Source organism: Sporosarcina sp. QA0331, assembly GCF_055808055.1.
Window position 1 is genome coordinate 2,128,022 of record NZ_CM147850.1, and the last position, 26,271, is coordinate 2,154,292.

The 26,271-nt window shown below is 44.3% G+C and carries 23 protein-coding genes and 1 pseudogene; 3 read left to right on the forward strand and 21 right to left on the reverse strand.

Going from position 1 to position 26,271, the window contains the following annotated elements; translation table 11 throughout:
* Positions 1-456 precede the first annotated feature (456 nt).
* The 7 genes and pseudogenes from ltrA to yneA all read right to left on the reverse strand — a co-directional run bounded on the left by ltrA (position 457) and on the right by yneA (position 7,121).
* A pseudogene (gene ltrA, locus AC0L13_RS10700) lies at positions 457-1,717 on the reverse strand (group II intron reverse transcriptase/maturase).
* 778 nt (positions 1,718-2,495) lie between these two features.
* The gene (locus tag AC0L13_RS10705; RefSeq protein ID WP_060208743.1) at positions 2,496-2,732 is read right to left on the reverse strand and encodes a YneF family protein; all 237 of its coding nucleotides are present in this window, start codon (positions 2,730-2,732) and stop codon (positions 2,496-2,498) included.
* Positions 2,733-2,853: 121 nt separating this feature from the next.
* The gene (sirA, locus tag AC0L13_RS10710; RefSeq protein WP_473639417.1) at positions 2,854-3,300 is read right to left on the reverse strand and encodes a sporulation inhibitor of replication protein SirA; all 447 of its coding nucleotides are present in this window, start codon (positions 3,298-3,300) and stop codon (positions 2,854-2,856) included.
* Positions 3,301-3,469: 169 nt separating this feature from the next.
* Positions 3,470-5,479, reverse strand: coding sequence for a transketolase (gene tkt / locus AC0L13_RS10715; protein ID WP_473639418.1), 2,010 nt, complete (start codon positions 5,477-5,479; stop codon positions 3,470-3,472).
* A gap of 104 nt (positions 5,480-5,583) precedes the next feature.
* Positions 5,584-5,817 carry a DUF896 domain-containing protein gene (locus tag AC0L13_RS10720; RefSeq protein WP_440499440.1) on the reverse strand — a complete coding sequence of 78 codons (234 nt, stop codon included), beginning with the start codon at positions 5,815-5,817 and terminating at the stop codon, positions 5,584-5,586.
* 324 nt (positions 5,818-6,141) lie between these two features.
* Positions 6,142-6,804, reverse strand: coding sequence for a YneB family resolvase-like protein (locus AC0L13_RS10725; RefSeq protein ID WP_473639421.1), 663 nt, complete (start codon positions 6,802-6,804; stop codon positions 6,142-6,144).
* A complete protein-coding gene (gene yneA, locus AC0L13_RS10730; protein ID WP_473639424.1) occupies positions 6,804-7,121 on the reverse strand; it encodes a cell division suppressor protein YneA in 318 nt (105 codons plus the stop codon). The genes AC0L13_RS10725 and yneA overlap by 1 nt, the downstream gene beginning before the upstream one ends.
* Before the next feature lie 203 nt (positions 7,122-7,324).
* Between yneA and lexA the strand changes: the two genes are divergently transcribed.
* Positions 7,325-7,945 (forward strand): transcriptional repressor LexA, encoded by a 621-nt coding sequence (gene lexA, locus AC0L13_RS10735; protein WP_440499443.1) that lies wholly within the window; start codon positions 7,325-7,327, stop codon positions 7,943-7,945.
* A gap of 210 nt (positions 7,946-8,155) precedes the next feature.
* Here the strand turns inward: lexA and AC0L13_RS10740 are convergent, their stop codons facing one another.
* Positions 8,156-9,415 (reverse strand): methionine gamma-lyase family protein, encoded by a 1,260-nt coding sequence (locus AC0L13_RS10740; RefSeq protein WP_473639427.1) that lies wholly within the window; start codon positions 9,413-9,415, stop codon positions 8,156-8,158.
* Between the two features lie 138 nt (positions 9,416-9,553).
* On the opposite strand from AC0L13_RS10740, the gene AC0L13_RS10745 reads away from it, so the two are divergent.
* Positions 9,554-10,150, forward strand: coding sequence for a trimeric intracellular cation channel family protein (locus AC0L13_RS10745; protein WP_473639429.1), 597 nt, complete (start codon positions 9,554-9,556; stop codon positions 10,148-10,150).
* Between the two features lie 62 nt (positions 10,151-10,212).
* On the opposite strand, the gene hfq is transcribed toward AC0L13_RS10745, so the two are convergent.
* From hfq to miaB, 10 genes are all read right to left on the reverse strand, one after another.
* A complete protein-coding gene (gene hfq, locus AC0L13_RS10750; RefSeq protein ID WP_251694746.1) occupies positions 10,213-10,437 on the reverse strand; it encodes an RNA chaperone Hfq in 225 nt (74 codons plus the stop codon).
* Between the two features lie 41 nt (positions 10,438-10,478).
* Positions 10,479-11,429: a tRNA (adenosine(37)-N6)-dimethylallyltransferase MiaA gene (gene miaA, locus AC0L13_RS10755; RefSeq protein WP_473639432.1), complete on the reverse strand. Its 951-nt coding sequence runs from the start codon at positions 11,427-11,429 to the stop codon at positions 10,479-10,481.
* Complete coding sequence (locus AC0L13_RS10760; protein WP_473639434.1) at positions 11,426-12,340, reverse strand: lysophospholipase; 915 nt, start codon at positions 12,338-12,340, stop codon at positions 11,426-11,428. Before AC0L13_RS10760 ends, miaA begins: the two co-directional genes overlap by 4 nt.
* Positions 12,337-13,986, reverse strand: a complete 1,650-nt coding sequence (locus tag AC0L13_RS10765; protein WP_473639436.1) for a glycerol-3-phosphate dehydrogenase/oxidase — start codon at positions 13,984-13,986, stop codon at positions 12,337-12,339. The genes AC0L13_RS10760 and AC0L13_RS10765 overlap by 4 nt, the downstream gene beginning before the upstream one ends.
* A gap of 14 nt (positions 13,987-14,000) precedes the next feature.
* Complete coding sequence (gene glpK / locus AC0L13_RS10770) at positions 14,001-15,494, reverse strand: glycerol kinase GlpK (RefSeq protein ID WP_473639438.1); 1,494 nt, start codon at positions 15,492-15,494, stop codon at positions 14,001-14,003.
* Between the two features lie 44 nt (positions 15,495-15,538).
* Positions 15,539-17,443: a DNA mismatch repair endonuclease MutL gene (gene mutL, locus AC0L13_RS10775; protein ID WP_473639440.1), complete on the reverse strand. Its 1,905-nt coding sequence runs from the start codon at positions 17,441-17,443 to the stop codon at positions 15,539-15,541.
* Positions 17,444-17,508: 65 nt separating this feature from the next.
* Positions 17,509-20,076: a DNA mismatch repair protein MutS gene (gene mutS, locus AC0L13_RS10780; RefSeq protein WP_473639443.1), complete on the reverse strand. Its 2,568-nt coding sequence runs from the start codon at positions 20,074-20,076 to the stop codon at positions 17,509-17,511.
* Between the two features lie 109 nt (positions 20,077-20,185).
* Positions 20,186-20,737, reverse strand: coding sequence for an outer spore coat protein CotE (gene cotE, locus AC0L13_RS10785; RefSeq protein WP_440499452.1), 552 nt, complete (start codon positions 20,735-20,737; stop codon positions 20,186-20,188).
* A gap of 115 nt (positions 20,738-20,852) precedes the next feature.
* Positions 20,853-21,287, reverse strand: a complete 435-nt coding sequence (locus AC0L13_RS10790; RefSeq protein WP_473639445.1) for a YlbF/YmcA family competence regulator — start codon at positions 21,285-21,287, stop codon at positions 20,853-20,855.
* Positions 21,287-22,837, reverse strand: a complete 1,551-nt coding sequence (gene miaB / locus AC0L13_RS10795) for a tRNA (N6-isopentenyl adenosine(37)-C2)-methylthiotransferase MiaB (protein ID WP_473639447.1) — start codon at positions 22,835-22,837, stop codon at positions 21,287-21,289. Before miaB ends, AC0L13_RS10790 begins: the two co-directional genes overlap by 1 nt.
* Positions 22,838-23,006: 169 nt before the next feature.
* On the opposite strand from miaB, the gene AC0L13_RS10800 reads away from it, so the two are divergent.
* Complete coding sequence (locus AC0L13_RS10800; protein WP_473639449.1) at positions 23,007-23,252, forward strand: hypothetical protein; 246 nt, start codon at positions 23,007-23,009, stop codon at positions 23,250-23,252.
* A 79-nt stretch (positions 23,253-23,331) separates the two neighbouring features.
* Here AC0L13_RS10800 and AC0L13_RS10805 read toward each other — a convergent pair whose 3' ends face one another.
* The 3 genes from AC0L13_RS10805 to rny all read right to left on the reverse strand — a co-directional run bounded on the left by AC0L13_RS10805 (position 23,332) and on the right by rny (position 26,142).
* Positions 23,332-23,601, reverse strand: coding sequence for a stage V sporulation protein S (locus tag AC0L13_RS10805; RefSeq protein ID WP_153010004.1), 270 nt, complete (start codon positions 23,599-23,601; stop codon positions 23,332-23,334).
* Positions 23,602-23,688: 87 nt separating this feature from the next.
* The gene (locus tag AC0L13_RS10810; RefSeq protein ID WP_473639451.1) at positions 23,689-24,486 is read right to left on the reverse strand and encodes a TIGR00282 family metallophosphoesterase; all 798 of its coding nucleotides are present in this window, start codon (positions 24,484-24,486) and stop codon (positions 23,689-23,691) included.
* Between the two features lie 87 nt (positions 24,487-24,573).
* Complete coding sequence (gene rny, locus AC0L13_RS10815) at positions 24,574-26,142, reverse strand: ribonuclease Y (RefSeq protein WP_473639454.1); 1,569 nt, start codon at positions 26,140-26,142, stop codon at positions 24,574-24,576.
* Positions 26,143-26,271 lie beyond the last annotated feature (129 nt).

Here is a 26,271-nt window from a genome sequence, read left to right on the forward strand (position 1 = left end):
TCTAACTAAAAATACGCAGATAAATACAATTAGATTGTGAAGTACCTAATCAATTCGAAAATGACAAAACCGATTAGTATACCAAATACAAAAATTACCCATTTCGGTCTTGAGTTCTCTTTGTCTTTACTCACTGGAATACCTCCTTATTTTGTTCAGTAATCGTGCTCGATACAAGCAAATATATTCTTTCCATTGAACACGCGTTCTTCTGCCAATTAATTCCCTTGACGTGTATTGTAGCAAAATATTTCAACAATTGTAATCGTTAGTTTGGAGATCCCTTCCATGAAGCTGTCGTTAACAATAGAATTTCTAAATCGATGAAAAGTAGGGATTGTAGAAGAATAGGGATTGTAAGAAGTCCGAAGAGGGGCAGTAAATCGAGTAGGAGGGAGTGATTAACTCCCGACCTCTCACACCACCGTACGTACCGTTCGGTATACGGCGGTTCAATTAAGATTGATAACGCAAGTCTTCGTAACGAGATATCAGACTTTTAAGCCCTTGGGAACTCCAATACGAGTCCCCAAGGGTTCTGTGTAGTATCGGACTTTTAGATATTCTCCAGTAACTTTTACGTGAATTGCCCCATTCATATGCTTTTCCCCTCGGGACACCTAGTCCAATGAGTTTTCTCACCTTTGTACTTGGTTTCTTCCAGTTCTTCCACATACACATTCGTAGTCTTCTTTTAATCCACGAGTCAAATTTAATAAACACACTTGGCGTGTCAGCCAGTGCGAAATATCCACACCATCCCATCAGATATTGATTAAGTTTCTCGATCCGGTATTCCATCGCATAAGGTATCTTTCTTGAAGTGATTTCACGGATTTTGTTCTTCATTCGCCTCACACTTTCCTTGGCAATGCGAACCTTCGGTTCCTTACCACTTGTGAAACTGAAGCCAAGAAACTTCCTTTTCCATGGCCGGTCAACTGCGGACTTATTCAGGTTCACTTTCAACTTAAGTTTACCTTCAATAAATGAAGTGATGGAGCTCATGACCCGATTACCTGCTTTCTGTGTTCTCACGTAGATATTGCAGTCATCGGCATATCGGACAAACTTATGCCCTCTCTTCTCCAATTCCTTATCAAGTTCATCAAGGACGATGTTGGAAAGGAGTGGACTCAAAGGTCCTCCTTGCGGAGTCCCTTCTTCACTCATTGTCACGATACCATTTATCATGATGCCCGATTTGAGATATTTACGGATTAATCTAAGAAGATGTTTATCTTTGATTCGTTTCGCAAGTGTCCCCATGAGTCTGTCATGGTTCACTTTATCAAAGAATTTCTCCAAGTCGATATCGACAACCCAGCGATTTCCCTCCTGTATGTACCCTCTTGCTTTTCTGACTCCATCGTGAGCACTTCGATTAGGACGAAATCCAACTATGGTCTGAGAATGTCGGGTCATATAGAGAAGTTAATACTTGGGCTATCGCCTGTTGGATAAAGCGGTCTATCACGGTAGGGATACCTAATAGACGCACACCCCCGTCAGGTTTCGGGATTTCGACCCTGCGGACAGGTTGCGGTTCATAGGTTCCCTGAAGAAGTTCCATTTTCATGGATTCCCAATGTTCTAGGATGTGCTTCCGTAGGTTTTGTACGGGCATTTCATCCACACCGTGGCTTCCTTTATTGCGCTCCACCCGTTTCAGGGCAGAAAGCAGGTTTTCACGTGACAGTATTCGCTCCATCAACATGCGTTACGCCTCTTTCCGTGAACAACGGTTCTTCTTATGCCAGTCCTGCTCCACCATCTCGAAGTCCCCGTGGAATTCACCACTTCCTCCTTCAAGCATGCCTTATCGGTTATCTGTGTTCTTCGCAGGTTGCTGAATGCCAAGATGTTGTTCTCTCTTAATTGTTCAGCCCTTCCCATTCTTCTCGAGTTCGAATGGTACTATGGCGTCTGCGACTTCTGATTGTTCAGCTACCCATCACTGAGTAGGTTACCAAGTGTACTTGGCATACCAATCAGACCTCCCCAGGTAAGAACGTAGTCTTTCCCTCCATCTATCTGCTTCATTTACTACATATGACCTTCGGCAGAAAGGGCTTTGTTTTGAATTGCAAACTCACCCAATCATACATAGCCTTATATGAAGTTCGTGTTCCTCAGACCGGAGGTTTGCCGCTCGCTTCCTTCAGATTCCATGTCACCATGGACACCCTTGCGTTAAGCTAACTGCTACTTCTGCCTTCACAGTTCGGGACTTGCACCCTATAGACTACGCCCATGCTGGGCGCACAATATAAAGGGAGATGTGATTTGCACATCCCCCTTTGGCTAAATTATATACTTCGATGCAAATCATTAATTTTTGTATCATTTGTTTGATAATGATATTTCATTACATAAAAAACCACTTTCCTGATCTGATCAGTAAAAAGTGGTTTTTGTCGATTACATCAAGGTTTAGTTAGCTTGTACAGAAAAATCAAATGAAAATAACTTTTATAGAACGAAAATAAGTTAGCTTATTTTTTCTTGCCTGCATTGTCACTTACTTTGTTCATTTGCGCCATCATTTGATTAATTTTCTTCTGTGAAGGTTTTTGTCCCATTTGCATCATCATCATTCGTAACATTTGTTCATTGATCGGCGGGTTTTCCTTCAAATATTTCATCATATATTGACGTGCAATGAAAAATCCGAGGGCCACACCTGCGATTAACGCGACGACGGCAATGAGGATTACCCAAATCGTGCTCATCCGCTTTACCTCCTTCACTACCGTGATTCGAGAATACTCTACCATGATGGATTATACAACAAAGGGACAGAGGATAGCAATGACTGGGAGTAAATAATTATATATAATGTCGAATCGACTCCTAAAATAAGAATGTTCGATTGTTCCCGAGCTCAGTTTCTTGTTTAATAGGCTTCAGCCAGCCCCACTCGCCATACTCGTCCATCACGGCGAAAAAACGATCATCCGCCCCGGATAATGCAACGAACAAGTCTAGATCGAGCATGCGTGAGCCATCGCAATACGCTTGAAGAGAATACGGCGACAGCGAAATATGGATCGAGCCTTTCATAGGATGAGACAATTTATATTCCCCATCATCACTTTCGATTGTCGTAAAGCTTTTTCCCAAATTGCTGAGGATTGCTTGGTCAATCGCGGATTCTTCGATTTCATCACATAAATACTTAACTTCCTGCAAAGGTTCTTCCTGAGCATGATCCTTTAGCAAATCATAGAGAAGGCCTTCTCTGCCTAGAATAAATGATTGGTATCTTTTCTTAACTTTATAAATATCATAAGTTCTCACGACTGTTCCCTCCTTTTACATAGTCTATCCCAACTAAAGTAAAAAGTTTGTCAAAACACGGTAAAGAAAGACACTAATGTTGTCGAAAGGTTTTTAATAATGAGTCTAAATGATATTAAAAAATGCCGCTTCGAAATAGTAGTCTTATGACTTTTCGAAGCGGCAATAATTAGTTGCGACCTAGGATTTCTTTCATTTCACGAACTACATTCTCTTCAGTGAAGCCATACTCCGCAATAACCTTTTCCCCTGGAGCACTTGCGCCAAACGTGTCGATTGCTATGACTCCACCTTCATCGCCAACATATTTATGCCAGCCTAAAGATGCACCCATTTCAATAGATAGACGTTTTTTCACTGCTTTCGGCAGTACAGTTTCTTTATATTGCGCATCCTGTTGCTCGAACAAATCCCATGAAGGCATTGAAACGACTGCAACATCGATTCCTTCTGCTTGCAATTTTGTTTGTGCTGCAACAGCAAGATTCACTTCTGAACCTGTAGCGATTAAGATACCGTCCGCCACTTCCTTTTCGGAAGGTGAAATCACATAAGCACCACGTTTCACGCCATCCATTGCAAGTTCGGCCGATTTCGGCAATACTCCCAAGTTTTGACGGGATAACACTAGAACTGTCGGCCTGTTTTTCGACGAAACCGCAATATTCCATGCAGCTGAAGTTTCATTGCCATCTGCTGGGCGGATGACTGTCAATCCTGGCATTGAACGAAGAGATGACAAATGTTCGATCGGCTCATGCGTCGGACCATCTTCGCCAACTGCTACGCTGTCATGTGTAAACACATAAGTGACTGGCATACCCATAAGAGCGGATAGTCGGATTGCAGGTCTTACATAGTCGCTGAACACGAAAAATGTTCCGCCAAACACGTGTAAACCGCCGTGGAGCGCCATACCGTTCAAAGCAGTACCCATCGCAAATTCACGCACGCCGAACCAAATATTGCGGCCTGAGAAATCGCCTGGGAGGAAGTCCCCTGCACCTTTGATCGTCGTCTTGTTCGACCCAGCAAGGTCTGCACTTCCACCGAAGAAGGAAGGCAATACTTTAGCAATGGCATTGATTGCGTCTCCTGAAGCTGATCGAGTTGCATGGGATGAACCAGCTTCATAAGTCGGAAGCGCTTCCTGAAGTCCTTCAGGCATTTCACCTTTGATGGCAGCTTTCAATTGATTTGCCAAATCGGCATGTTCGTTTGCATATTGATCAAACAGCTCATTCCACTGCTGTTCCTTCTTAACGCCTAACTCATCAGTCGCCTCTTTGAAGGTCTCATAGACGCCTTCAGGAACACAGAAATCTTCTTCGTATGTCCATTTGTAGTATTCCTTCGTCAACTTCATCTCGTCTTCTCCAAGAGGAGCTCCATGGACGTCGGCTTTTCCGGATTTATTCGGCGCACCGTATCCTATGACCGTCTTCACTTCGATGATTGTCGGGCCGCCTGAATTGCCTTTCGCCTCTTCAATCGCTTTTGAAATAAGGCCAATATTATTGCCGTCTTCCACACGGATATAGTTCCAGCCGTACGATTCGAAACGTTTCCGGATATTCTCCGTGAATGACATATCTAAATCCCCATCCAAGGAGATGTCGTTGCTGTCATAAAGGACGATCAATTTTTCTAGTTGCAAATGGCCAGCAAGGGAAATTGCTTCTGCCGCCACGCCTTCCATAAGGTCACCGTCGCCGCAAAGAGCGAATGTATGGTGGTCGACGACGTCGAAACCAGGACGGTTATAAGTTGCTGCCAAATGCTTTTCAGCCATTGCCATACCGACCGCCATACCGATACCTTGACCAAGCGGTCCTGTTGTCGCTTCAACACCTACTGTGTGGCCGTATTCAGGATGACCAGGTGTTTTTGATCCCCATTGGCGGAAGTTTTTCAATTCCTCCATTGGCAAGCCGTATCCGCTTAAGTGGAGTAAGCTATATAACAGCATCGAGCCGTGACCTGCTGAGAGGACAAATCGGTCGCGGTTGAACCATTCAGGATTCGAAGGGTTATGATGCATATGCTTCGTCCATAATGTGTAAGCCATCGGAGCAGCGCCCATCGGCAATCCCGGGTGGCCGGAATTCGCCTTTTCGATCGCATCGATGGATAGCGTTCGTATTGTGTTTATAGCTAGTTGGTCAATCTTTTCGGTCATTCAGAACATCCTTTCCCATGCATTATCTTGTAGTTGCAATTGTTATACCATCTATAGTGTAGTCAATTCATAGATGAAATACAATCCATTCTATGTCCGGATGTTCAGTTGAGGAACTTCTTATTGCGCGCGTCTTTTACTTTGTCGGGTGTGACGTCATTGCCTTCGGGGTCGATTACTTTGACGTTTTCGATTGTGTCACGCATGGATGAGCGGAATGTTTCTAGGTATTCTTTGCGCAGTTGTGTTTGTTCTTTTGCTTCTTCGATTGATAGGCCGATTGTTTTCGACTTTTTTGATAGTTCGTTGATACGTTTAATTTTATCTTTTGATAACATCGAATTCCTCCAGTAATTTTCCAACATTAAATTGTTAACAGGATTTCCACTTCAGGTGGACGCTTTCCAATCGAACCACGAAGAGTTCGATTTGCCTTATTTCTGCGCTTTTGCAGAAATTAAGGCAGCCTAGCACACCCTGCTCGTAACGCTGCGCTTTGCTTTTACTCGCAAACGCCGTTCTTCGTGACAGCGTTCGCTGGAGTCGCCACCTTCCGTTTCAATCCTTATAGATACTTAATAACAGAACCAATAAACAATATAAGTGGAACTTATTAAAACTATACTTTGAAGGTATACAAAAAGAGCAGGAAGTGCAACAAATCAGCCTTCCTGCTCTTGTTCATATTCTTTATATCGACGGTGGACCGTTGCTTTGCTTACGTTATGGCCGAGGCCTCTTAATACGCCTGCTATTTCTTCGAAGGTAAGGCCTTTTTGCCGTAATGAGACGATTTCGCTGAGGGGGACTTCTTTCCGTTCGCGCCCTTCCAGATTGCCTTTATTTTTCAAATTTCGTTCTGGCCTGTATCCGTCGCGGACAGCACGTTTCATGCCTCTGCGAATCTTGGCATTATGTAATTTCCGTTGATATTCTTCGACTATCGCCAATATTTCAAGTAACATTGTGTCCATCTCGTTTAGCTTCAATGCACCGTTATCGTGGTTCGTAATGACTTCGGTGTTTGTCTTTGCAAGCAAATGCAAGATAGCGACTCTAGCGTTTCCTCTGCCAAGTCTAGTTTCGTCTTGGATTAGAATTGCATCTATCTTTTCATCGCGTATGCAATCTAATAAGTCTAGCAGCCCTTCCCGTTCCATATCGTAGCCGCTATGCTTTTCCTTAAATATATGTACAACCTTCAAACTTAGTTCGTCTGCAAGCCGGTTCAGTTCCTCTTCTTGTCTCGCTAGTGAGACTTCTTGTGAATCTTTTTCCGTGCTGACACGGCAATAAATGACGCATGTCTTCATTTTATCTCCCATTATTCTTCTCCTGCCAATTCAGTCATCATCGTGTCTTGCAAGAGCGGATCCAATTGCGGTAATTTCAATGTTTCTCCTGTTTTGATCGTCGTGGATTCCATATCGTTTATTTCCATTACTTTTGCAATCCATTTTTTCGGGTGATCTTGTTCAGAATAATTTCTAGCTAACCCCCAAAGAGTATCGCCCTCCGATATTGTAATTTCAATAAACGAATCTGAAGCAGACTTCGTTTCTTTCATGACGCCTGCAATTGTAAAAGCAGTGCAAAGAAGTAGAATCAAAAGGATAAAGCCATATTTTTGAATGAAAGCCATAAAAAAACCCCTCCAAGAATGTTTGTTCGGAATACTTGTTCCCATTATAGGACACGTATTTTTAGAAGTCAACAAAACTTTCGAACCTTTGTTTGCCAATTGCCCGAACACCTGTTATACTCTTTGTAAGAAACAATTGCGGATGCGGACGTTTGTTCGCACATTTGCTAATTATTGATTCTATTAATTGGAGGGGTGGAAAAATGAAAAAAATTTCAAAGAGACAGCAGGATATCCTAACGTTTATTAAAGATGAAGTGAAACTAAAAGGATATCCGCCTTCCGTTCGTGAAATTGGAGAGGCTGTCGGACTAGCTTCAAGTTCAACCGTGCATGGACATCTAGCTAGATTAGAAAGTAAAGGTTATATCCGCAGAGACCCGACAAAACCAAGAGCAATCGAGATACTAGATCCGGAAGGTTTGACTGCGCTTAAATCTGGCGTTGTGCATGTTCCGTTAGTCGGAAAAGTTACCGCTGGATTGCCGATTACTGCAATTGAGAACATTGAAGAGTATTTCCCGTTGCCGGATACATATGGCACGTCTGATGATAAACTGTTCATGCTGGAGATAGTAGGAGATAGTATGATAGAAGCTGGAATATTAAATGGGGATTATGTCGTCGTAAAACAGACGCATACGGCTAATAATGGAGAAATTGTAGTCGCGATGACTGAAGAAGATGAGGCGACGGTGAAACGTTTCTTCAAAGAAAAGGATTATTTCCGTTTGCAGCCGGAAAATGAATCGATGGAACCTATCATCGTCAATTCAGTTTCCATTCTCGGTAAAGTCGTCGGCGTTTATCGCCAGATTCATTAATGAAGTAAATAGAAAAGGACTGTCCCGAAAGTCGATTGATCGACTTTCTGTGGCAGTCTTTTTCTATTGATGTGGTGTTTTATGAGCACTTATCGGGATTTTTGAGCGCTTGATGATTGTTATGATCGCGAATACAAATAAAACAAGGCTATCCAGATGGTTGATTATACGTAACCTGTCCGGACAGCCTTATCTATTTCATTAACTACCTCAAATCATCTTATCTTTTAATAACTGATCTGTAGAAGACATAACTGCCGCTTTCACATGTTCGTACGTCAAACCGCCTTGTACATAAGCCGTGTATGGCGGACGGATCGGGCCATCTGCTGTGAGCTCGATGCTGGAACCTTGGATGAACGTTCCTGCAGCCATAATGACGTCATCGGAATAGCCCGGCATGTACGACGGTTCAGGGGCGTAATGCGCATTGATTGGCGAGTTTTCTTGAATCGTCCGACAGAAAGCGATCATCTGCTCAGCGTTGCCGAAATTTACGGACTGTATTAAATCTGTTCGCTTAGCCGAATAATGTGGTGTCGTATCGAATCCAAAGCTATCGAGGAATCCAGCTGTAAAGAGAGCGCCTTTCACTGCTTGGCTGACGACGTGAGGAGCAAGGAAGAAGCCTTGATACATTTCCAGCAGCGTATCAAGTGATGCACCCGCCTCTGCACCGATTCCAGGCGACGTCATACGATAAGCGCATTTTTTTACTAGGTCGGCACGTCCGGCAATGTATCCGCCGGTTCTTGCAAGGCCCCCTCCTGGATTTTTGATAAGCGATCCCGCCATCAGATCGGCCCCTACTTCTACCGGCTCTTTTGTTTCAACGAATTCGCCATAGCAATTATCGACAAATACGATAATATCAGGGTTGACCGATTTGACGAATTGTACCATTTCACCGATTTCATCAACAAGGAAAGAAGGACGGTCCGAATACCCTTTCGAACGTTGTATAGCGACCATTTTCGTCTTACTATGGATATTTTTCTTCACTTCTTCGAAATCAACGGAGCCGTCTTCTTTCAAATCGACGTGCTTGTATGTAATTCCGTAATCAATGAGCGATCCAGTGTCCTCGCCATTGCCGGATACGATTGATTCCAACGTGTCGTATGGTTTTCCTGTTATATAGAGAAGTTCATCGCCTGGTCTTAATACGCCGAACAAGCTTAGAGAAATTGCGTGTGTCCCTGAGATGATCTGATTGCGGACGAGACATGCTTCCGCGCCAAATGTGTCTGCATATACTTGTTCAAGCACATCCCTGCCGCTATCATCATACCCATACCCTGTCGACCCGGTTAGATGAAAATCACTCACCATATTTTTTCGGAATGCTGCTAGTACTTTCCTTTGATTGAAGAAAGCTGTCTTTTCGACTTCTTTAAAATAAGGGGCAAGTGTTTGTTCAGTTTCTTCCGCCTTCGTTTCGATTTCGGAAGTAAATTCATGTATCATCATTTCAATTTCCTCATTCCTACTAATAGTCACTATAATATCTTATCAGTCTCATGGAATAGGTCAATGAAAAACGATTGGTGTTGGCGGAGTCCATATTTTGATATACAATTGTTTTGTTTGAAGTGAGGAGGAACGTGATTGGCTTGGGAAGTTTTCAGTTTTATCGGTACGGCTGCTTTCGCCATTTCCGGAGCATTAGTTGCACAGGAAGAAAAATATGATATTTTCGGTGTTTATATATTAGGGATGGTAACGGCGTTCGGTGGAGGGGCTGTCCGGAACGTTCTCCTCGGTATTCCGGCTACTGTATTATGGAACCAGAACTTCCTTTTCGTCGTCGCTTCCATTTTAATTACATTCATTTTCTTTTTTTCAAAATCTATAATCAGACATTGGAATCGATGGGGCACTTATTTTGACGCCATCGGACTCGCCGCCTTTGCAATTCAAGGGGCCATGCTAGCCGTCAATATGAATATGTCACTTTATGCAGTCATGGTTGCTGCCGTTTTGACCGGCGCAGGCGGAGGTGTGATCAGAGATCTGCTAGCAGGCAGACGCCCCCTTATCTTTAAGAAAGACATCTATGCGGTATGGGCGGCGGGAGCAGGATTTTTTGTCGGTATTGGACTTCATAATTACGATTGGGCATTATACGCACTGCTCGTCGTTGTTGCGGCGTTACGGATTCTTTCCTATCGTTTTCAGTGGGAATTGCCTCGAGGCGAGAAGTAATATTGTCATTAGAAAAAGGAACAGGCAAGTTGAACCTGTTCCTTCATTGGGACATATGCTTGTTATTCTTCGTCTTTTAACACGACTGGTTTTGCAGGAACATATGTTGAAATTGCGTGCTTGTAAATTAATTGCTGCTTGCCATCCGATTCCAAAAGAACGGTGTAATTATCATAAGATTTGATAAGACCTTTCAACTGAAAACCATTCAATAGAAATACAGTGACGAACGTGTTATTTTTCCGTAATGAGTTCAAAAAAGTTTCTTGCATATTGCCTTGTGACATACACCCCAGCCTCCAATTGCTTCTATATTTCTCTTGCCTTTTTACTTATTCGATTCCGCCTCTTCAAAACCCTTCAAAATCGATAAAATTCCATCTATATTTTTTCCCTTGTCCGAATTTGCATCGAACCAGGAAATTTCCACTTTGTTTCTGAAATACGTCATTTGACGTTTCGCATAATGGCGAGTATGTTTTTTGATTAAGTCGATCGCTTCTTCCAATGTGAGGAAGCCTTCAAAATGCTGATACAGTTCCTTATATCCGATTGCTTGAACCGACTGGACATCGCGGATGCCGTTTTCCCACAAACCTTTAGCCTCTTCAAGCAAGCCCTCCTCCATCATGAGATCTACTCTTCGATTGATCCTCTCATAGAGCACTTCCCGGTCCAAGTCTAAACCGACAATGAGGTGGTCGTATTTAGGCGCTGCACCTGCCCCTTGTTCGTGCTCGATTTTCGTTTTACCGGTCACTTCAATTATTTCAAGCGCCCGTATTAAACGTCGATGGTTGTTTGGATGAATTTTTTCCGCACTAGCAGGGTCCTGTTTCTGAAGACGGTTGTATAGACGTTCGGCCCCGCCTTCCGTTTTCAGTTCTTCTTCCAGCTCGGCTCTGATCTTTTCATCGCCTGCCTCGTCGGTAAATCTGAAATCGAATAGGACCGACTGGATATATAAGCCCGTCCCTCCGACGATGATCGGTTGTTTGTCGCGACTTTGGATTTCTTCGATGCAATTTCTAACAGCCGACTGGTATTCCGCTACGGAAAATGAATCTGTCGGTTCCTTAATGTCGAACAGATGATGTGGAATCCCTTCTTTTTCATCTTCGGTGATTTTCGCAGTACCGATATTTAAATCTTTATATACTTGCATCGCATCGCCGTTTATAATTTCTCCATCAAGCCTTTTGGCCAGCTCAATGCTTAATGCCGTTTTACCTGATGCAGTCGGTCCGACAATTGCGATGACTTTATTTGATTGTTTCATTCTTTTTTTATCCAATCCTTTATGAACTTAAATACTTGTTCCCGATTCACTTCATTCAACATTTCGTGGCGTCCGCCTTCGTATAACATGACCGTTACATTCTCGATGCCGACGTTGGTAAATTGCCTTGCAGCCTGCCAGACGCCTTTTCCTTTATCGCCAACGGGATCATCCAATCCAGAAAGAAGAAGGATCGGCAAACCGTTAGGGATTTGTCGGATGTTATTTTGGTCATTTATTTTCTCTAGACCTTCGAACAGATCGATGAAAAAACGGGTAGTCGGCACGAATCCACATAATGGATCATTAATATATTTCTCTACGGTTTCTTTATCTGTTGATAACCAATCGAATGGTGTTTTTTGCTCGGCGACTGTTTTATTAAAACCGCCGAACACTAATTTATTAATAAAATAGTCCGGCTCGTCGAATGTCGTTGCTTTGCCTTTCAAATATGCGAGTGCTTGTCCACCGACCCTGCTTACACCCGGATCGCCTGCTGTACCAGAACAAATAAGCTTATCAAGGTCACTGCCGAATTTCTGGGCATATCTTCTAGCTACGAATGAGCCCATGCTATGGCCGAACAGTATCACTCGAGGTGTTTTGAATTTAGCCTTGTAAAAGTCGATGATTTCATGCGCATCTTCAACGATCCGATCAAAGCCGACCGAATCGCCGAAATGTCCCAATTTCCCGTTGAAAGAGCCTGTCCGGCCATGCCCTCGATGATCATGTCCGGATACGGAGAAGCCTTCGTTTGCGAGATATGTGATGAACTGTTCGTAGCGGCCTATATGCTCGGCCATTCCATGCAAAATATGGATGTGAGCGATAGGTTTCTCATCGGGCTGCGCGCAAACCGTATGGATGGAAACACGATCTGACATCGACAACGTTTGTTCATTCAAACACGCTCACCAACCTTTCCCTCGGCCTCTTTTATATGTTCTTCCAACTGGTTGAGATAGCGCTCTCGCGTTTCTTTTGTATAAGAAAGGATGGCTCCCATATAATCGGTTGCCGCCTCTTTATACAGCTTGACATACGAAATGTTGAAGAATAAGTCTCCCTTCCTTCTTATGAAAAAATCGGAGGGCGTCATTGCCATCTCATAATGAATTGCATAAAGGATTTCCGCTTTCCATATCGTCGGCAAAATGGTGTTCTCTGTGGAAACGGCACTGACATAATTAAAGACTTGGTCGACATTCGTGCCATACAAGGAAGCGAGCATCTTTCCTTCTTGCTTCGAAAGTCCGTATAATTCCGCTTCATTCGATTTACTATCAGTGAAAACGGCGAACTGCTCTTCACTTTCGAAGTCTCCACCAGACAACGGAAGATGTTCTGTAATGCACGGACCGAATGACGTTGTCGGTATACGGTTCACAACATGGTCTACGACGGTTTCGGCCATTTTACGATATCCGGTCAATTTGCCTCCTGCAATTGTGATCAATCCACTTCCCGCTTCCCAAATTTCATCTTTCCTCGAAATTTCGGATGCATCTTTCCCTTCCTCGTAGATGAGCGGCCGTACACCTGCCCAAGTCGATTCAACGTCTTTCCGCTCGACTTTGACGGTTGGGAACATGTAATGGATTGCATCCAGTAAGTATGAAATGTCCTCCTCACTCGCTATCGGATTGGATCGATCGCCATCAAAAAATGTGTCTGTCGTGCCTATATATGTTTTATTGCCTCTTGGAATGGCAAAAATCATCCGTTCGTCCGGTGAATCAAAATAGATCGCTTGACGTAAAGGAAAAATCGACTGGTCAATGACAATATGGATTCCTTTCGTCAATCGTAATCGTTTGTCGTTGGACAATTCATCTTTGGAACGTATTTCGTCTACCCAAGGACCTGTCGCATTGACGACGACAGAGGCACTGATATCAATCTCTTCTCCTGTGAGCGTGTCACGAGCAAAGACGCCTTTTACTTTTCCGTCGTCATAGTTAAATTGCTCTGCCTTCATGTAATTCAAGCAGAGCGCTCCTTTTTGAGCAGCTTTTTTCATAACTTCAATAGTGAGTCGCGCATCGTCCGTCCGGTATTCCACGTAATGTCCGCCGCCAAGCAGGCCGACTTCCTTCAATAACGGCTCCATAGCAAGCGTTTCTTCTGCGGATAGCATTTCACGGCGCTCCTCTTTTTTGACGCCTGCCAATTTATCATAGACGAAGAGGCCCGCGGATGTCGTCAGCTTCCCAAATGAGCCGCCTTTGTGGAAAGGGAGAAGCATGCGCTCCGGCTCCGTCACATGAAGAGCATTTCGATAGACGATATCTCTTTCCCTTCCGGTTTCTGAAACAATCTTCAACTCCATCTGCTTCAAATACCGCAAGCCGCCATGGATAAGTTTTGTCGATCGGCTCGAAGTACCTGCAGCAAAATCTTGCATGTCAATCAAAGCGACGGATAACCCTCTCGTAACCGCATCCAATGCTATGCCTGCGCCGGTGATACCCCCGCCAATAACGAGCAAGTCAAACTGATAGTCGCGCATGAACTGTTTCACTTTCGGTCTTGTGATCGATGATAACATCATTCGCTCTCCTCCAGTCAAGATTTAAAAGCCCGTGCCGCTTCAACTGCCTTTTTCCATCCGTTGTATAATGCGTCCCGCTCTTCCACGTCCATCTTTGGTGAATACGTCTTTTCCTTCGTCCATAATGCTTCCACTGACTCGCAAGATTCGAAAAAGCCTGTTGCCAGTCCTGCAAGATAAGCAGCCCCGAGTGCCGTCGTCTCCAAATAAGCCGATTGCTCCACTTCGATCTGGAGCAAATCGCTTTGGAACTGCATAAGGAATGTATTGGCGACAGCCCCTCCGTCAACTCGCAAAATATCGATGTCGATGCCTGCATCTTTCTCCATCGTCAAAAGCACGTCTTTTGTTTGGTAGGCAAGTGATTCGACTGTTGCACGGATAAAATGCTCTTTTTCCGTTCCGCGCGTTAATCCGAATACAGCGCCTCTCGTATCTGAATCCCAATACGGGGTACCTAGACCGACGAATGCCGGCACTACGTACACACCATCCGTGGATGCAATTCGCTTCGCGTACATTTCCGAATCCGACGCTTTATTGATCATACGCAGCCCATCTCTAAGCCATTGGATCGCGGAGCCTGCGACGAACACACTTCCTTCTAATGCATATGTAATCTTGCCGTCCAGACCCCATGCAATCGTTGTCAAAAGTCCATTTTCGGAAATCATCGGCTGTTCGCCCGTATTCAACAACATGAAGCAACCAGTGCCATACGTATTTTTCGCCATGCCTCTATGGAAACAAGTTTGCCCGAACAATGCACATTGCTGATCTCCTGCCGCACCGGCAATCGGGATGGAAGCCCCGAAGAAAACGGACGGGTCGGTATTGGCATAGATTTCAGAGGACATTCTCACCTCAGGCAACATATTCATCGGGACATCCAACATTTCGCATAGATCTTTATCCCACTGAAGCTCGTGGATATTGAAAAGCATCGTCCTTGACGCGTTGGAATAGTCTGTGACATGGACGGCTCCATTCGAAAGTTTCCAAATTAAAAACGAATCGATCGTTCCAAAAAGCAGATCCCCTTTATCTGCCCGTTCCCGAACGCCTTCTACCTCATCGAGAATCCATTTAACTTTCGAACCTGAGAAATAAGGATCGAGTTGCAAACCAGTCTTTTGACGGACGCTTTCTTCTTTGCCGGCTTTCCGCAATTCATCGATGATTGGCTGTGATTGTCTTGATTGCCAAACAATCGCGTTGTAGACAGGTTGTCCAGTCTTTTTATCCCATATAACTGAAGTCTCTCGTTGATTTGTAATGCCAATCCCGTCAATATCTTTTGGCTGATGTCCGCTTTCAGTCAGCACCGAAGCGATAACGGATAAGACAGAACCCCATATTTCACTCGCATTGTGTTCGACCCAGCCAGGCTTTGGAAAAATCTGCTTAAATTCCCGCTGTGCCGTATGAACGATCTCGCCTTTTCGATTAAACAAGATCGCCCTCGTACTGGTCGTGCCTTGGTCGATCGTTAATATGAACTCACCCATCCTCTTTCCTCCTCCTCGTTCAATATAAGATTCTACTCATTTATTTACATTACCCTCTTAAACATCTTTTCAATTTCATAAGTTGAAAAATGAACTAAGACTGGCCGTCCGTGAGGGCATGTATACGGATTTTCCGCAAGCGACAAATCATTCAGCAATCTTTCCATATCTGCGATCGATAGATGATGATTTGCTTTGATAGACCGTTTGCAGCTCATCATAATTGCAGTCTCTTCACGTAGTTTGCCGATATCGGTCTTCCGGTTCGTTAGCACTTGCTCTATTAATTCTTCGATAAGCGACGACGCTTCTCCTGCCGGAAACCACGCCGGATATTCCTTAACTGTATAAGATGAAGGGCCGAACTCTTCCAGAAAGACGCCTACTTCATTCAACGCTTCCCGATTCTCTTCTATTTTCACCATTTCATCGCCTGAATAGTGGAAGATGAGCGGCATTAACAGCATTTGTCTTTCATCCAGTTCCACTTTACTCAATTTATCTCTGAAAAATTCATATTTGATGCGCTCTTGGGCAGCATGCTGGTCGATCATGTAAAATCCGTCTTCATTTTGAGCGACGATGTACGTGCCGTGGACTTGGCCGACTGGGACGAGTGAAGGGAATCTTTTTTCCTTCACTTCATTTGTTTCAGGAACAGTTTCTTCGTGATTATCTAATACCTCTTGTTCTTCCATCACTTTTTCTGGTAGGTCTACTTGAACTGATTCAGGCTTGACGATAGGTTCGTAAACAGTTTGGACCGGCTTCTTTTCGAACAGATCCACTTCCGGTTTGGAATTTTCCTTCTCAAACTGAGCCACTACCTGTTTTGTTTCCAATTCCTCTCGTTCAACTGTCGTTTCCTTCCGAACATTCGCCGGCTGGAATTCATTCCACATCGTCACCTGCTCAGAGGGCATTCTTTTGACAGGCTCTCGTTTCACAGCATCCGGAACGATAATAGTTCTTTTCACCGCTTCGCGAACTGATGATTTGATAAGGGCAAACAGTTCACCCTCTTTACTAAGGCGAATATGCTGTTTGGACGGGTGCACGTTGACATCTGTTAAAAACGGATCTGTTTCAACGTTGATGACTGCAATCGGGAAGCGTCCGATCGGCAAATAGGTGTGCAATCCATCGAGCACGGCCTGATTCGCTGCGTAGCTCTTCACCCATCTTCCGTTGACGATGAGAGTCATATAGTTTTTGGATGCCCTTGTCATTTCAGGCAATGTGACGTAGCCATCCACTTTAAAATCAGAGTTTTCCCCTTTGAATGGAACCATTTTCTTCGCGACGGCCATACCGTATATATCTGTAAGGACTTTCCGCCGATCTCCGCTGCCTGACGTATGTAGAATCGTCTGGCTATGATGGGATAGCTTGAAAGAGATATGGGGATGGCTTAGCGCAAGACGGTTGACGAGATCAATCGTATGCCCCAGCTCGGTTTGAATTGTTTTCATATATTTCAACCTAGCCGGCGTGTTATAGAATAGTTGCGATACTGTCATATCGGTCCCTTTTCTGAATGCTGCATTGGATTCTTTCAGAACGATGCCGCCGTCAAGCTGCACTTCCGTTCCTTCCGTTTCACCATCAGACGTGAAGAGGCTGACCTTGGATACGGAAGCGATACTGGCAAGCGCCTCCCCTCTGAATCCAAGAGTTCTGATCCGGAACAGATCATGTTCATTCGATATTTTGCTCGTTGCGTGGCGCTCAAACGCAAGGACAGCATCGTGACGTGACATCCCTTTTCCGTTATCGGTCACCCGAATGGATGTAAGCCCTGCTTCTTCAAGCGCAATTTCAATCGAAGTGCTATCCGCGTCAATCGAGTTCTCGACCAATTCCTTCACAATCGAAGCTGGTCGCTCGACGACTTCCCCTGCAGCGATTTTATTCGATAATGAATCATCCATTACTGAAATGATATCCATTGGATCCCTCCTTATGTCTTTTGGTTATGAAAATAAATAGCAATTGGCAAGCTGGTCGTAAATCATCAGTCCGCTTTCGTAGCCGTACTTAATTGTTTTTGCCAATCAAGGATCAAGTTCATCGCCTGCATCGGCGTCAAGTTCAATAGGTCTGTCTGTTTCATCTGCTCTAAAACGGACTTGTCCACTTCCGACACCGGGTCAGGTTCTTCTTGCAAATCAAAGAATGTTAATTGCTCGGATGCCGAAATCGCGGCAGCCGCCTGTTCTGCATTTTCAAAAGCATCAAGCAGCTCCGTAGCACGGACGACGATTGTATCCGGAAGTCCTGCTAGCTGCGCAACATGGATACCATAGCTTTTATCCGCCGGACCCGCCATCACTTTATGGAGAAAGACGACTCTTCCTTCCTGCTCCATAGCAGCCACATGTACATTCGCAAGCCTTTCTAGCTCAATATCAAGCTTCGTCAGCTCATGATAATGCGTTGAAAACAATGTGTTAGCACCGATTTCATTATGGATGAATTCCATCATCGCCTGGGCAAGCGACATTCCGTCGTATGTCGACGTTCCCCTGCCAATTTCATCGAAAAGGAGCAAGCTATTGCTAGTGGCATTTGCAATTGCATATTTTGATTCCATCATTTCCATCATGAACGTACTTTGACCGGATGCCAGGTCATCTGCTGCTCCGATTCTCGTAAATATTTGATCTGTCACAGGCAGAGTTGCGGATTCACAAGGCACATAGCAGCCGATTTGAGCCATGATGACGGTCAATGCCACTTGACGCATAAATGTACTTTTACCCGACATGTTCGGACCCGTAATAAGCAGCATGTTTGCGTCCTCAGTCAGTTTGCAACTATTCGGCACGTATAATGAATGATCCATCATCTTCTCGACGACGGGATGTCTTCCGTTTTTAATTTCCAATTCCCGTCCGTCATGGAATTGCGGTTTGACGAATCTTTGCTTCTCGGACACTTCAGCGAATGATAATAGCACGTCCAACTCGGAAAGGACGCTAGCTAATTTTTGCACTTTGCGGATATATTTTTTCATTTCATCTCGCACAGTGCAAAATAGAGTATATTCCAGCTCTTGGCCTTCCGCTTCGGCGTTCAGAATTAGGTCTTCCTTTTCCTTCAGCTCGGAAGTGATATAGCGCTCCGCATTGGCAAGCGTCTGTTTGCGCTCATATCGGCTCAAATCCGCCAGATGGATATTGGATTTTGTAATCTCGATAAAATAGCCGAAAATGCGGTTGTAGCCGATTTTCAAGTTTTTAATACCCGTACGTTCCCGTTCCTCGCGTTCAAGCCCTGCTAGCCATTCCTTGCCGTTTCTCGAAGCATCTCTATACTGGTCCAGCTTTTCGTGATAACCATCTTTGATGATACCGCCTTCCTTGACAGAAAGCGGTGGATTTTCTGCGATAGAAGCTTCCAAAAGTTCGAGCGCTTCTGAACACGGATCGATTTGTTCAGAATATCGTTGGAGCCGTTCGTGACCAGATTGCTGTAGAGCATTTTTCAAATGCGGCACCCGTCGAAGGGAATTTCGAAGCTGAGCAAGATCTCTACCACTTGCGCTTCCCATGGAAATCCTTCCCGATAACCGTTCAAGGTCATAAACTTCCTTCAGGGCCGTTTTTAATTCATCACGAAGAAAATAATCTTCAATCAAATCGGAGACAATCGTTAGCCTGTCCTCTATCGCATTCCTGTCCGCAAGAGGCTGATGGATCCAAATCCTCAATTTCCTTGCACCCATCGCTGTCGATGTCTCATCTAGCAGCCAGAAAAGCGTTCCTTCTTTGCTTCCGCTTCGGATAGATTGGACGAGCTCGAGATTACGCATTGAATTGGCATCGATGGACAGCTTTCCGGATTTTTGGATATATTCAAAAGGACGTAAGTGATCCAAAGATGTTTTTTGAGTGCGTTTCAAATAAGAAACTAAAATATCACATGCCTCATTCAATTCTGCCGGAATATGCGGCTGAGCAGTTTTAGAGTGAGTGTCTTCCCCATTTTCCATTGAAAGGACGATATCCCTTTTCGCCATCCATTCATTTAATGAAATATGCAATTGTTCCCGGACGACAATCTCCTTCATTCCGAGCGCTTCGATCTCGCCGATCAATGTCCGTTCATCACCGGAAATAATTTCAGCCTTTCCTTCGCCCGTTGCTAGATCGACATACGCCAAGGCATAACGTCGTTCATCCAACTGATCAGCAGAGCCTATGAAATGATTTGCATTTGCATCTAAAGATTTTCCTTCAATGATTGTACCGGGTGTTACTACTTTGACGACTTCACGTTTCACAATCCCTTTTGCCGCCCGTGGATCCTCCGTCTGTTCACAGATTGCCACTTTATGGCCTTTTTGGACCAACGTCTCGATATACCCTTCGGCTGAATGAAAAGGCACTCCGCACATCGGGATTTTGTCAGTACTTCCTCCGTCCCTACTCGTCAATGTGATTTCTAGAATATTGGATGCTTCAATTGCATCGTTGAAAAACATCTCGTAGAAATCTCCTAAACGAAAAAATAGAAATGCATCTTCATATTCGGATTTCACTTGTAAATATTGTTGAATCATGGGTGTATATGTAGTCATTCCAGAACCTCGCTATATCTGTCGTTTTCTTTATTATATCAAAACATGAAGCCTCACAGGTACAAAGCGGAAAATCCGGAATTTAAAAAAAGCCGGAAGCTTATCCGGCTTAAAATGGACGTGAATCCTTTCCTCTATCGTCATGACGCTTCTCTTCATCTGCTTTGTGATGATCATGGTCATGTTCTTGATGGGAAGACGATTCATCATTGAATGACCATTCCTCTTCAAATTGATGCGGATGAACAGTGATACATACTTTTGTTTCCCCAACAACTTCCGCTACCAATTCTCTTTCCACTTTAATAATGAATTTTTCACCGCATTCCGAGATGAGCGCTTCGGTGCAGTTTGGATGCTGGACGACGTTGACGATAATTTCTTCCTGACCGGACACCGGCTCATCCCGATAATGGAGCCGTATCTTATCCTTATACGGCACCGATTCCGAATAGACGGAAGTCTTTGAGTGATCGTGATGCGAATACCAGACATTCACATCAAATTTCCCTGTCACTTCAATGTATCGTCCCACTTTTTTTGCTTGATGCGTGTGGTTGATCACCCAACAGCCCAGAATGCTCGATGGATTATTCGGCGGCTTCAGAGAGACATTCGATTCCGTCCTTAGTTTCCCTTTAGCAATGACTGCCTTCGTCACAATTTGCCGTAGATTCTTCAGTTCGTTTCCTCCTTCGTTGACGTCTATTTATCCTATGCACCAGAAGCCCAGAAAGTGAAAAAACCGATGAGGAAATTATCCTCACCGGTCTAGATTATGATAACGGCTTATGTTTCGTATTTCTAACGTATGATCCAGTTTCTCCGCGTCGAACATCGCCGCCAGTCGATTCAATGATCTCGTCAGTAACACTGTTGGAAATCGTATTTGAGACCAACTGAAGCAGTTCGTTCACGTCGAGCTGCGATTGTTTGAATTCCTGTACAATCGGAACATCGTCAATCTCAGATTGGATCTTCTCGATTTTTCCTTCAATAATTTGGAGGGCTCTTTCTTTTTCATACATTTGAAAATTGACAGCTTGTGTTTGCAAAGACTTCAAGCTCGCAATCTTTTCACGGATTTTTTGGTTATCATTAATTTGTTCTTCAGCACGTTTGAAGAATTCAACTTGCTCCGTATTGGCAATCATATGTGCAATTTCGCGTGCTTTTGCAATGATCTCTTCTTTAGTATAAAACTTTTCCATTATGACATCACCTTTTCCTCTTTTACGATACCGATAAATTCTCCGTCGAGCGACCATGTTTTGGCCTCTGTAATTTTTACATCGACAATTTTGCCGATCACCGAACGCGGCGCTTTGAAATTAACGAGTTTATTCTTCTCTGTATAACCGGCAAGCACTTCGGGATTCCTTTTACTTTCTCCCTCTACAAGCACTTTTACGACTTTTCCTTTGTAAGGCTTCATCGCTTCTGCGGACATATCATTAACGAGCTTATTCAGACGTTGAAGACGTTCTTTTTTCACTTCCATCGGAATATTGTCCACCATCTTGGCAGCTGGCGTCCCTTCACGTGGAGAATAAATATACGTATAAGCCATTTCGAAACCGACTTCCTTATATAAAGAAAGTGTTTCTTCAAATTGCTCGTCCGTTTCATTCGGGAAGCCGACAATAATATCCGTTGTCAACGTGACGTTTGGAATGGCAGCTTTAATTTTACCGACAAGCTCCAAGAACTGTTCTCTGGAATATTTTCGCGCCATAATTTTTAAAATATCGCTCGAACCTGATTGGACAGGTAAATGGATATGATCGAGCAAGTTTCCGCCTTTTGCTAGCACTTCAATGAGATGATCGTCGAAATCCCTTGGATGGCTCGTTGTAAAACGGATGCGTGGAATATCAATTTGACGAAGGTCATCCATTAAATCCCCTAGGCGATATTCAATATCATCGAAATCTTTTCCATAAGCATTGACGTTTTGGCCGAGCAGCATGATCTCTTTATATCCATGAGCGGCTAGTTGCCTAACTTCTTGGATAATGTCATGTGGGCGTCGACTGCGCTCTTTTCCACGAGTGTAAGGCACGATGCAATACGTGCAGAACTTGTCGCAGCCATACATGATGTTGACCCATGCTTTAATATTTCCATGTCGGACTTTTGGAAGGTTTTCAATGATATCCCCTTCTTTAGACCAAACTTCGACGACCATTTCTTTGGACATATATGCCTCATGAAGGATATTCGGCAATCTATGAATGTTATGCGTTCCGAAAATCATATCGACTTGATCATATGTTTTCAGGATTTTATTAACGACCGACTCTTCCTGTGACATGCAGCCACAAACACCTATGAGCAGATCAGGTTTTTCAAGCTTTAACGGCTTCAAATGTCCCAATTCACCGAACACCTTGTTTTCAGCGTTTTCTCGAATTGCGCACGTATTCAATAGAATGACATCTGCATCGTCCACCGTGTTTGTCGCTTCGTATCCTAAACCGGTGAAGATGCCCGCCATTACCTCTGTATCATGCTCGTTCATTTGACAACCATATGTACGGATATAAAATTTACGTCCAGCACCCATGCCAATAAAGCGCTCATCAATTTGGAAATCGTCGTGATAGGCAATTTCTTCTTTACCGCGCTTTTTCGCATCCTTTAAGGATGGGGGTGTATAGACTGTTTCAAAATATTTACTATAGTCCTTTTCCGTTGCAGACGCAGTTTTCACTGTATCCGGTTTGACAAGCCCGGCTTCCAGGCGTTGTTCTTCATTCATTTAAACAGCCCCTTTCTTCAAACCTTGCGGGAATTGAACAGATTCGATTCCATTATACATGAACTTCTTACCACTTTGAAGTAGTGTGATTTTTTTCACATCTAGAATTCAGGAGTTTTAGGCAACTGTGTGACAACTGGCGGCTTCTTTGGGCGTGGGGCGGACTACTTTGGACGCGGGACGGCTCGCTTTGGACGTGCAACCACTTGCTTTGGACGCGAGGCGGCTTGCTTTGGACGTGCAACCACTTGCTTTGGACGCGAGGCGGCTTGCTTTGGACGTGCAACCACTTGCTTTGGACGCGTGGCGACTTGCTTTGGACGTGCAACCTCCTGCTTTGGACGCGAGGTGGCTTGCTTTGGACGCGCAGTCACCTGCTTTGAACATTAGATCTTATTTATCGCTGCAACAATAAGGGGCTATCGCAGAAAATCAGTTTTCACTGACTTTCTGGATAGCCCCCTTCGATTTTATTGCTATTGTCAAATACGTTTTTAACTTCTTTTTCTTTTTTCCACTAACAGCTTTAACGCTGTTCGTCCCTCACCATTAATTTCAATATCGGTAAATGCCGGGGCGCAAACGAGGTCGCTTCCGCTTGGGGCGACGAAGCCGCGTGCGATTGCGACTGCTTTAATGGCCTGGTTCAATGCGCCGGCACCGACCGCCTGCATTTCCGCATACCCTTGATCCCTGATTACCGCTACGAGTGCTCCTGCGACGGAATTTGGATTAGAGCGGGATGATACCTTCAATGGACTCACCATGTTTCCTCCTTGTTTTCACGATGTCTATGGAATGTATTTATCCATACGTCATCTTATGAAAAGAAGGAGATGAATAGACTCACTTCATGCTTCGAATCGGTGATCCTCATTGATCAAAATACGTTCAATCGCGACTGCTTTGCCTGTTTGGTCGTTCAACTCGACAAACAGCCCATTCAATTGGGCGCGGCCTCGTTTCGGAACTTCAAAGCGGGTCGGCAAATTCGTACGGAATCGATAGATGACATCCTCTTTTTTCATCCCTAATATTTCGTCATAGGGGCCTGTCATTCCTGCGTCTGTTAAATAGGCTGTGCCACCTGGCAAAATGCGGTCATCTGCCGTTTGAACATGTGTATGCGTCCCAACGACAACAGATGCTTTTCCGTCCAGATGCCACCCCATAGCAATTTTCTCACTTGTCGCCTCTGCATGGAAGTCGACGAAGATAAGTGGAGAAATTTCGCTTGCCTCTGCAATCAATTCTTCCGCCTTTTCAAACGGATCGCCATGCGGAGGAAGGAATGTTCGGCCATGCAAATTAATAACCGATAATGTCACACCATTTTTGGTGATTGTCGTCATACCTTTTCCCGGAGCCTCGTCTGAAAAATTTGCAGGACGGATTAAGTAGTCGGTATCATCTATGAAATCATATATTTCCTTTTGATCCCACGTATGATTACCCATCGTCACGACATCGACACCCGAACGGAGAAGATCGTCAAAAATCGCTTTTGTAATTCCTCTGCCCGAAGCTGCATTTTCGCCGTTGGCAATGACGACATCCGCCTTATATTTTCTTTTCAATCGTGCGATGTGGTCGAACACCATCTCTCTGCCGATTGATCCTACAATATCTCCAATAAAAATTACCTTCATGACTGTAACCTCTTTCTACTAATACGAACTTCAATTGTAACGATAAGAAAATGACTCCTGAACCATGGTTGGACAGGAGTCATTTTATCATTTTGCATATTCGACTGCACGCGTTTCACGAATGACCGTCACTTTGATGTGACCCGGATAATCGAGTTCTTCCTCGATCCGTTTTCGAATATCTCTAGCCAGTCGATGCGCAGTAATGTCATCAATCTGGTCTGGTCGAACAATGATTCGGACTTCGCGGCCCGCTTGGATGGCGAATGATTTTTCCACGCCTTCGTATGATTCCGAAATTTCTTCAAGTTTTTGCAACCTGCGAATGTAGTTTTCCAAAGTTTCACTTCGTGCACCTGGTCTTGCTGCTGATAATGCATCTGCTGCAGCAACCAATACTGCGATGACAGAAGTCGCTTCTTCATCACCATGATGGGAGGCGATACTGTTGATGACAACAGGGTGCTCTTTGTACTTCGTAGCAAGCTCTACCCCGATTTGAACGTGGCTTCCTTCGACTTCGTGGTCAATCGCCTTACCGATATCGTGGAGAAGACCTGCGCGTCTTGCAAGGGTGACATCCTCGCCAACCTCGGCTGCCAACAGTCCAGCTAGATAAGCAACTTCAACGGAGTGCTTCAGGACGTTTTGGCCATAGCTTGTACGGAAATGCAATCTTCCAAGGATTTTGATCAGATCCGGATGCAAGTTATGAACTCCTACGTCAAATGTAGTCTGTTCTCCTCTTTCACGGATTAATTCATCCACTTCCCTGCGCGCCTTATCTACCATTTCTTCAATACGTGCCGGGTGTATTCTGCCATCTTGTACAAGTTTTTCAAGTGCAAGACGAGCAGTTTCACGACGTACAGGATCGAAGCCTGATAGAATGACCGCTTCTGGAGTATCGTCGATGATTAGATCGATACCAGTCAATGTTTCCAATGTCCTGATATTACGACCTTCCCTTCCGATGATCCGGCCTTTCATTTCATCGTTCGGCAAGTTTACGACAGATACGGTTGTTTCTGCAACATGATCTGCTGCGAAACGTTGCAATGCAAGGGAAAGGATTTCGCGCGCTTTCTTTTCGGATTCTTCTTTTGCACGTTGTTCCGATTCTTTCGTCATTACGGCGATATCTGTAGAAAGCTCTTTCTCGACGTCATCCAAGATGATTCGTTTCGCTTCATCCCGTGTAAGGGCCGAGATTCTTTCAAGTTCCGTCTGTTGCATGGCAACAAGATCTTCCGCCTTGCGTTCCATTTGTTCAATATGCTGTTGTCTACTGGAAAGCGCGTCATCTTTGCGTTCCAGTCCTGCTTCTCTTTTATTGAGAGCATCATCCTTGCGGTCAAGATTTTCTTCCCGTTGTAAAAGGCGGTTTTCCTGCTTTTGCAGTTCCGCTCTTCGTTCACGGACTTCTGATTCCGCTTCAATTCTCAGTTTGTGATTTTCATCTTTCGCTTCTAACAGTGCCTCTTTTTTCATAGCCTCCGCTTCACGTTTCGCATCTTCGACGATTTGTTCTGCAGAGTTTTTGGCACCCGTCACTCTTGAATCATTCACCTTTTTGATAACTAAATAGATAACAACTGCACCGACGAACAGACCGAGCAAAGCGGAGATGATGTTTCCGATGATTCCATCTGGCATCCAGGTCACCTCCTCCTGCTATTCTTTTCGTTTTCAGTCGGCTCGTATATTAACATTCAACATACTGCCATAATGATTTCATTGGTGTGAAATTATACAATTCTAATTGTATCTATGAAAAATTGACAT

Coding starts and splice junctions, on each gene's coding strand:
- AC0L13_RS10765 (WP_473639436.1), bottom strand. CDS start 13,986: ATGATGTTATCATCGATCACAAGACCGAAAGTGAAACAGTTCATGCGC.
- AC0L13_RS10705 (WP_060208743.1), bottom strand. CDS start 2,732: ATGAGCACGATTTGGGTAATCCTCATTGCCGTCGTCGCGTTAATCGCA.
- AC0L13_RS10740 (WP_473639427.1), bottom strand. CDS start 9,415: ATGATGATACATGAATTTACTTCCGAAATCGAAACGAAGGCGGAAGAA.
- tkt (WP_473639418.1), bottom strand. CDS start 5,479: ATGACCGAAAAGATTGACCAACTAGCTATAAACACAATACGAACGCTA.
- mutS (WP_473639443.1), bottom strand. CDS start 20,076: ATGACTACATATACACCCATGATTCAACAATATTTACAAGTGAAATCC.
- rny (WP_473639454.1), bottom strand. CDS start 26,142: ATGCCAGATGGAATCATCGGAAACATCATCTCCGCTTTGCTCGGTCTG.
- hfq (WP_251694746.1), bottom strand. CDS start 10,437: ATGTCACAAGGCAATATGCAAGAAACTTTTTTGAACTCATTACGGAAA.
- miaB (WP_473639447.1), bottom strand. CDS start 22,837: ATGAATGAAGAACAACGCCTGGAAGCCGGGCTTGTCAAACCGGATACA.
- lexA (WP_440499443.1), top strand. CDS start 7,325: ATGAAAAAAATTTCAAAGAGACAGCAGGATATCCTAACGTTTATTAAA.
- glpK (WP_473639438.1), bottom strand. CDS start 15,494: ATGGGTGAGTTCATATTAACGATCGACCAAGGCACGACCAGTACGAGG.
- AC0L13_RS10810 (WP_473639451.1), bottom strand. CDS start 24,486: ATGAAGGTAATTTTTATTGGAGATATTGTAGGATCAATCGGCAGAGAG.
- yneA (WP_473639424.1), bottom strand. CDS start 7,121: ATGGCTTTCATTCAAAAATATGGCTTTATCCTTTTGATTCTACTTCTT.
- miaA (WP_473639432.1), bottom strand. CDS start 11,429: ATGAAACAATCAAATAAAGTCATCGCAATTGTCGGACCGACTGCATCA.
- mutL (WP_473639440.1), bottom strand. CDS start 17,443: ATGGATATCATTTCAGTAATGGATGATTCATTATCGAATAAAATCGCT.
- AC0L13_RS10790 (WP_473639445.1), bottom strand. CDS start 21,287: ATGGAAAAGTTTTATACTAAAGAAGAGATCATTGCAAAAGCACGCGAA.
- AC0L13_RS10725 (WP_473639421.1), bottom strand. CDS start 6,804: ATGGGAGATAAAATGAAGACATGCGTCATTTATTGCCGTGTCAGCACG.
- AC0L13_RS10720 (WP_440499440.1), bottom strand. CDS start 5,817: ATGTTATCAAAAGATAAAATTAAACGTATCAACGAACTATCAAAAAAG.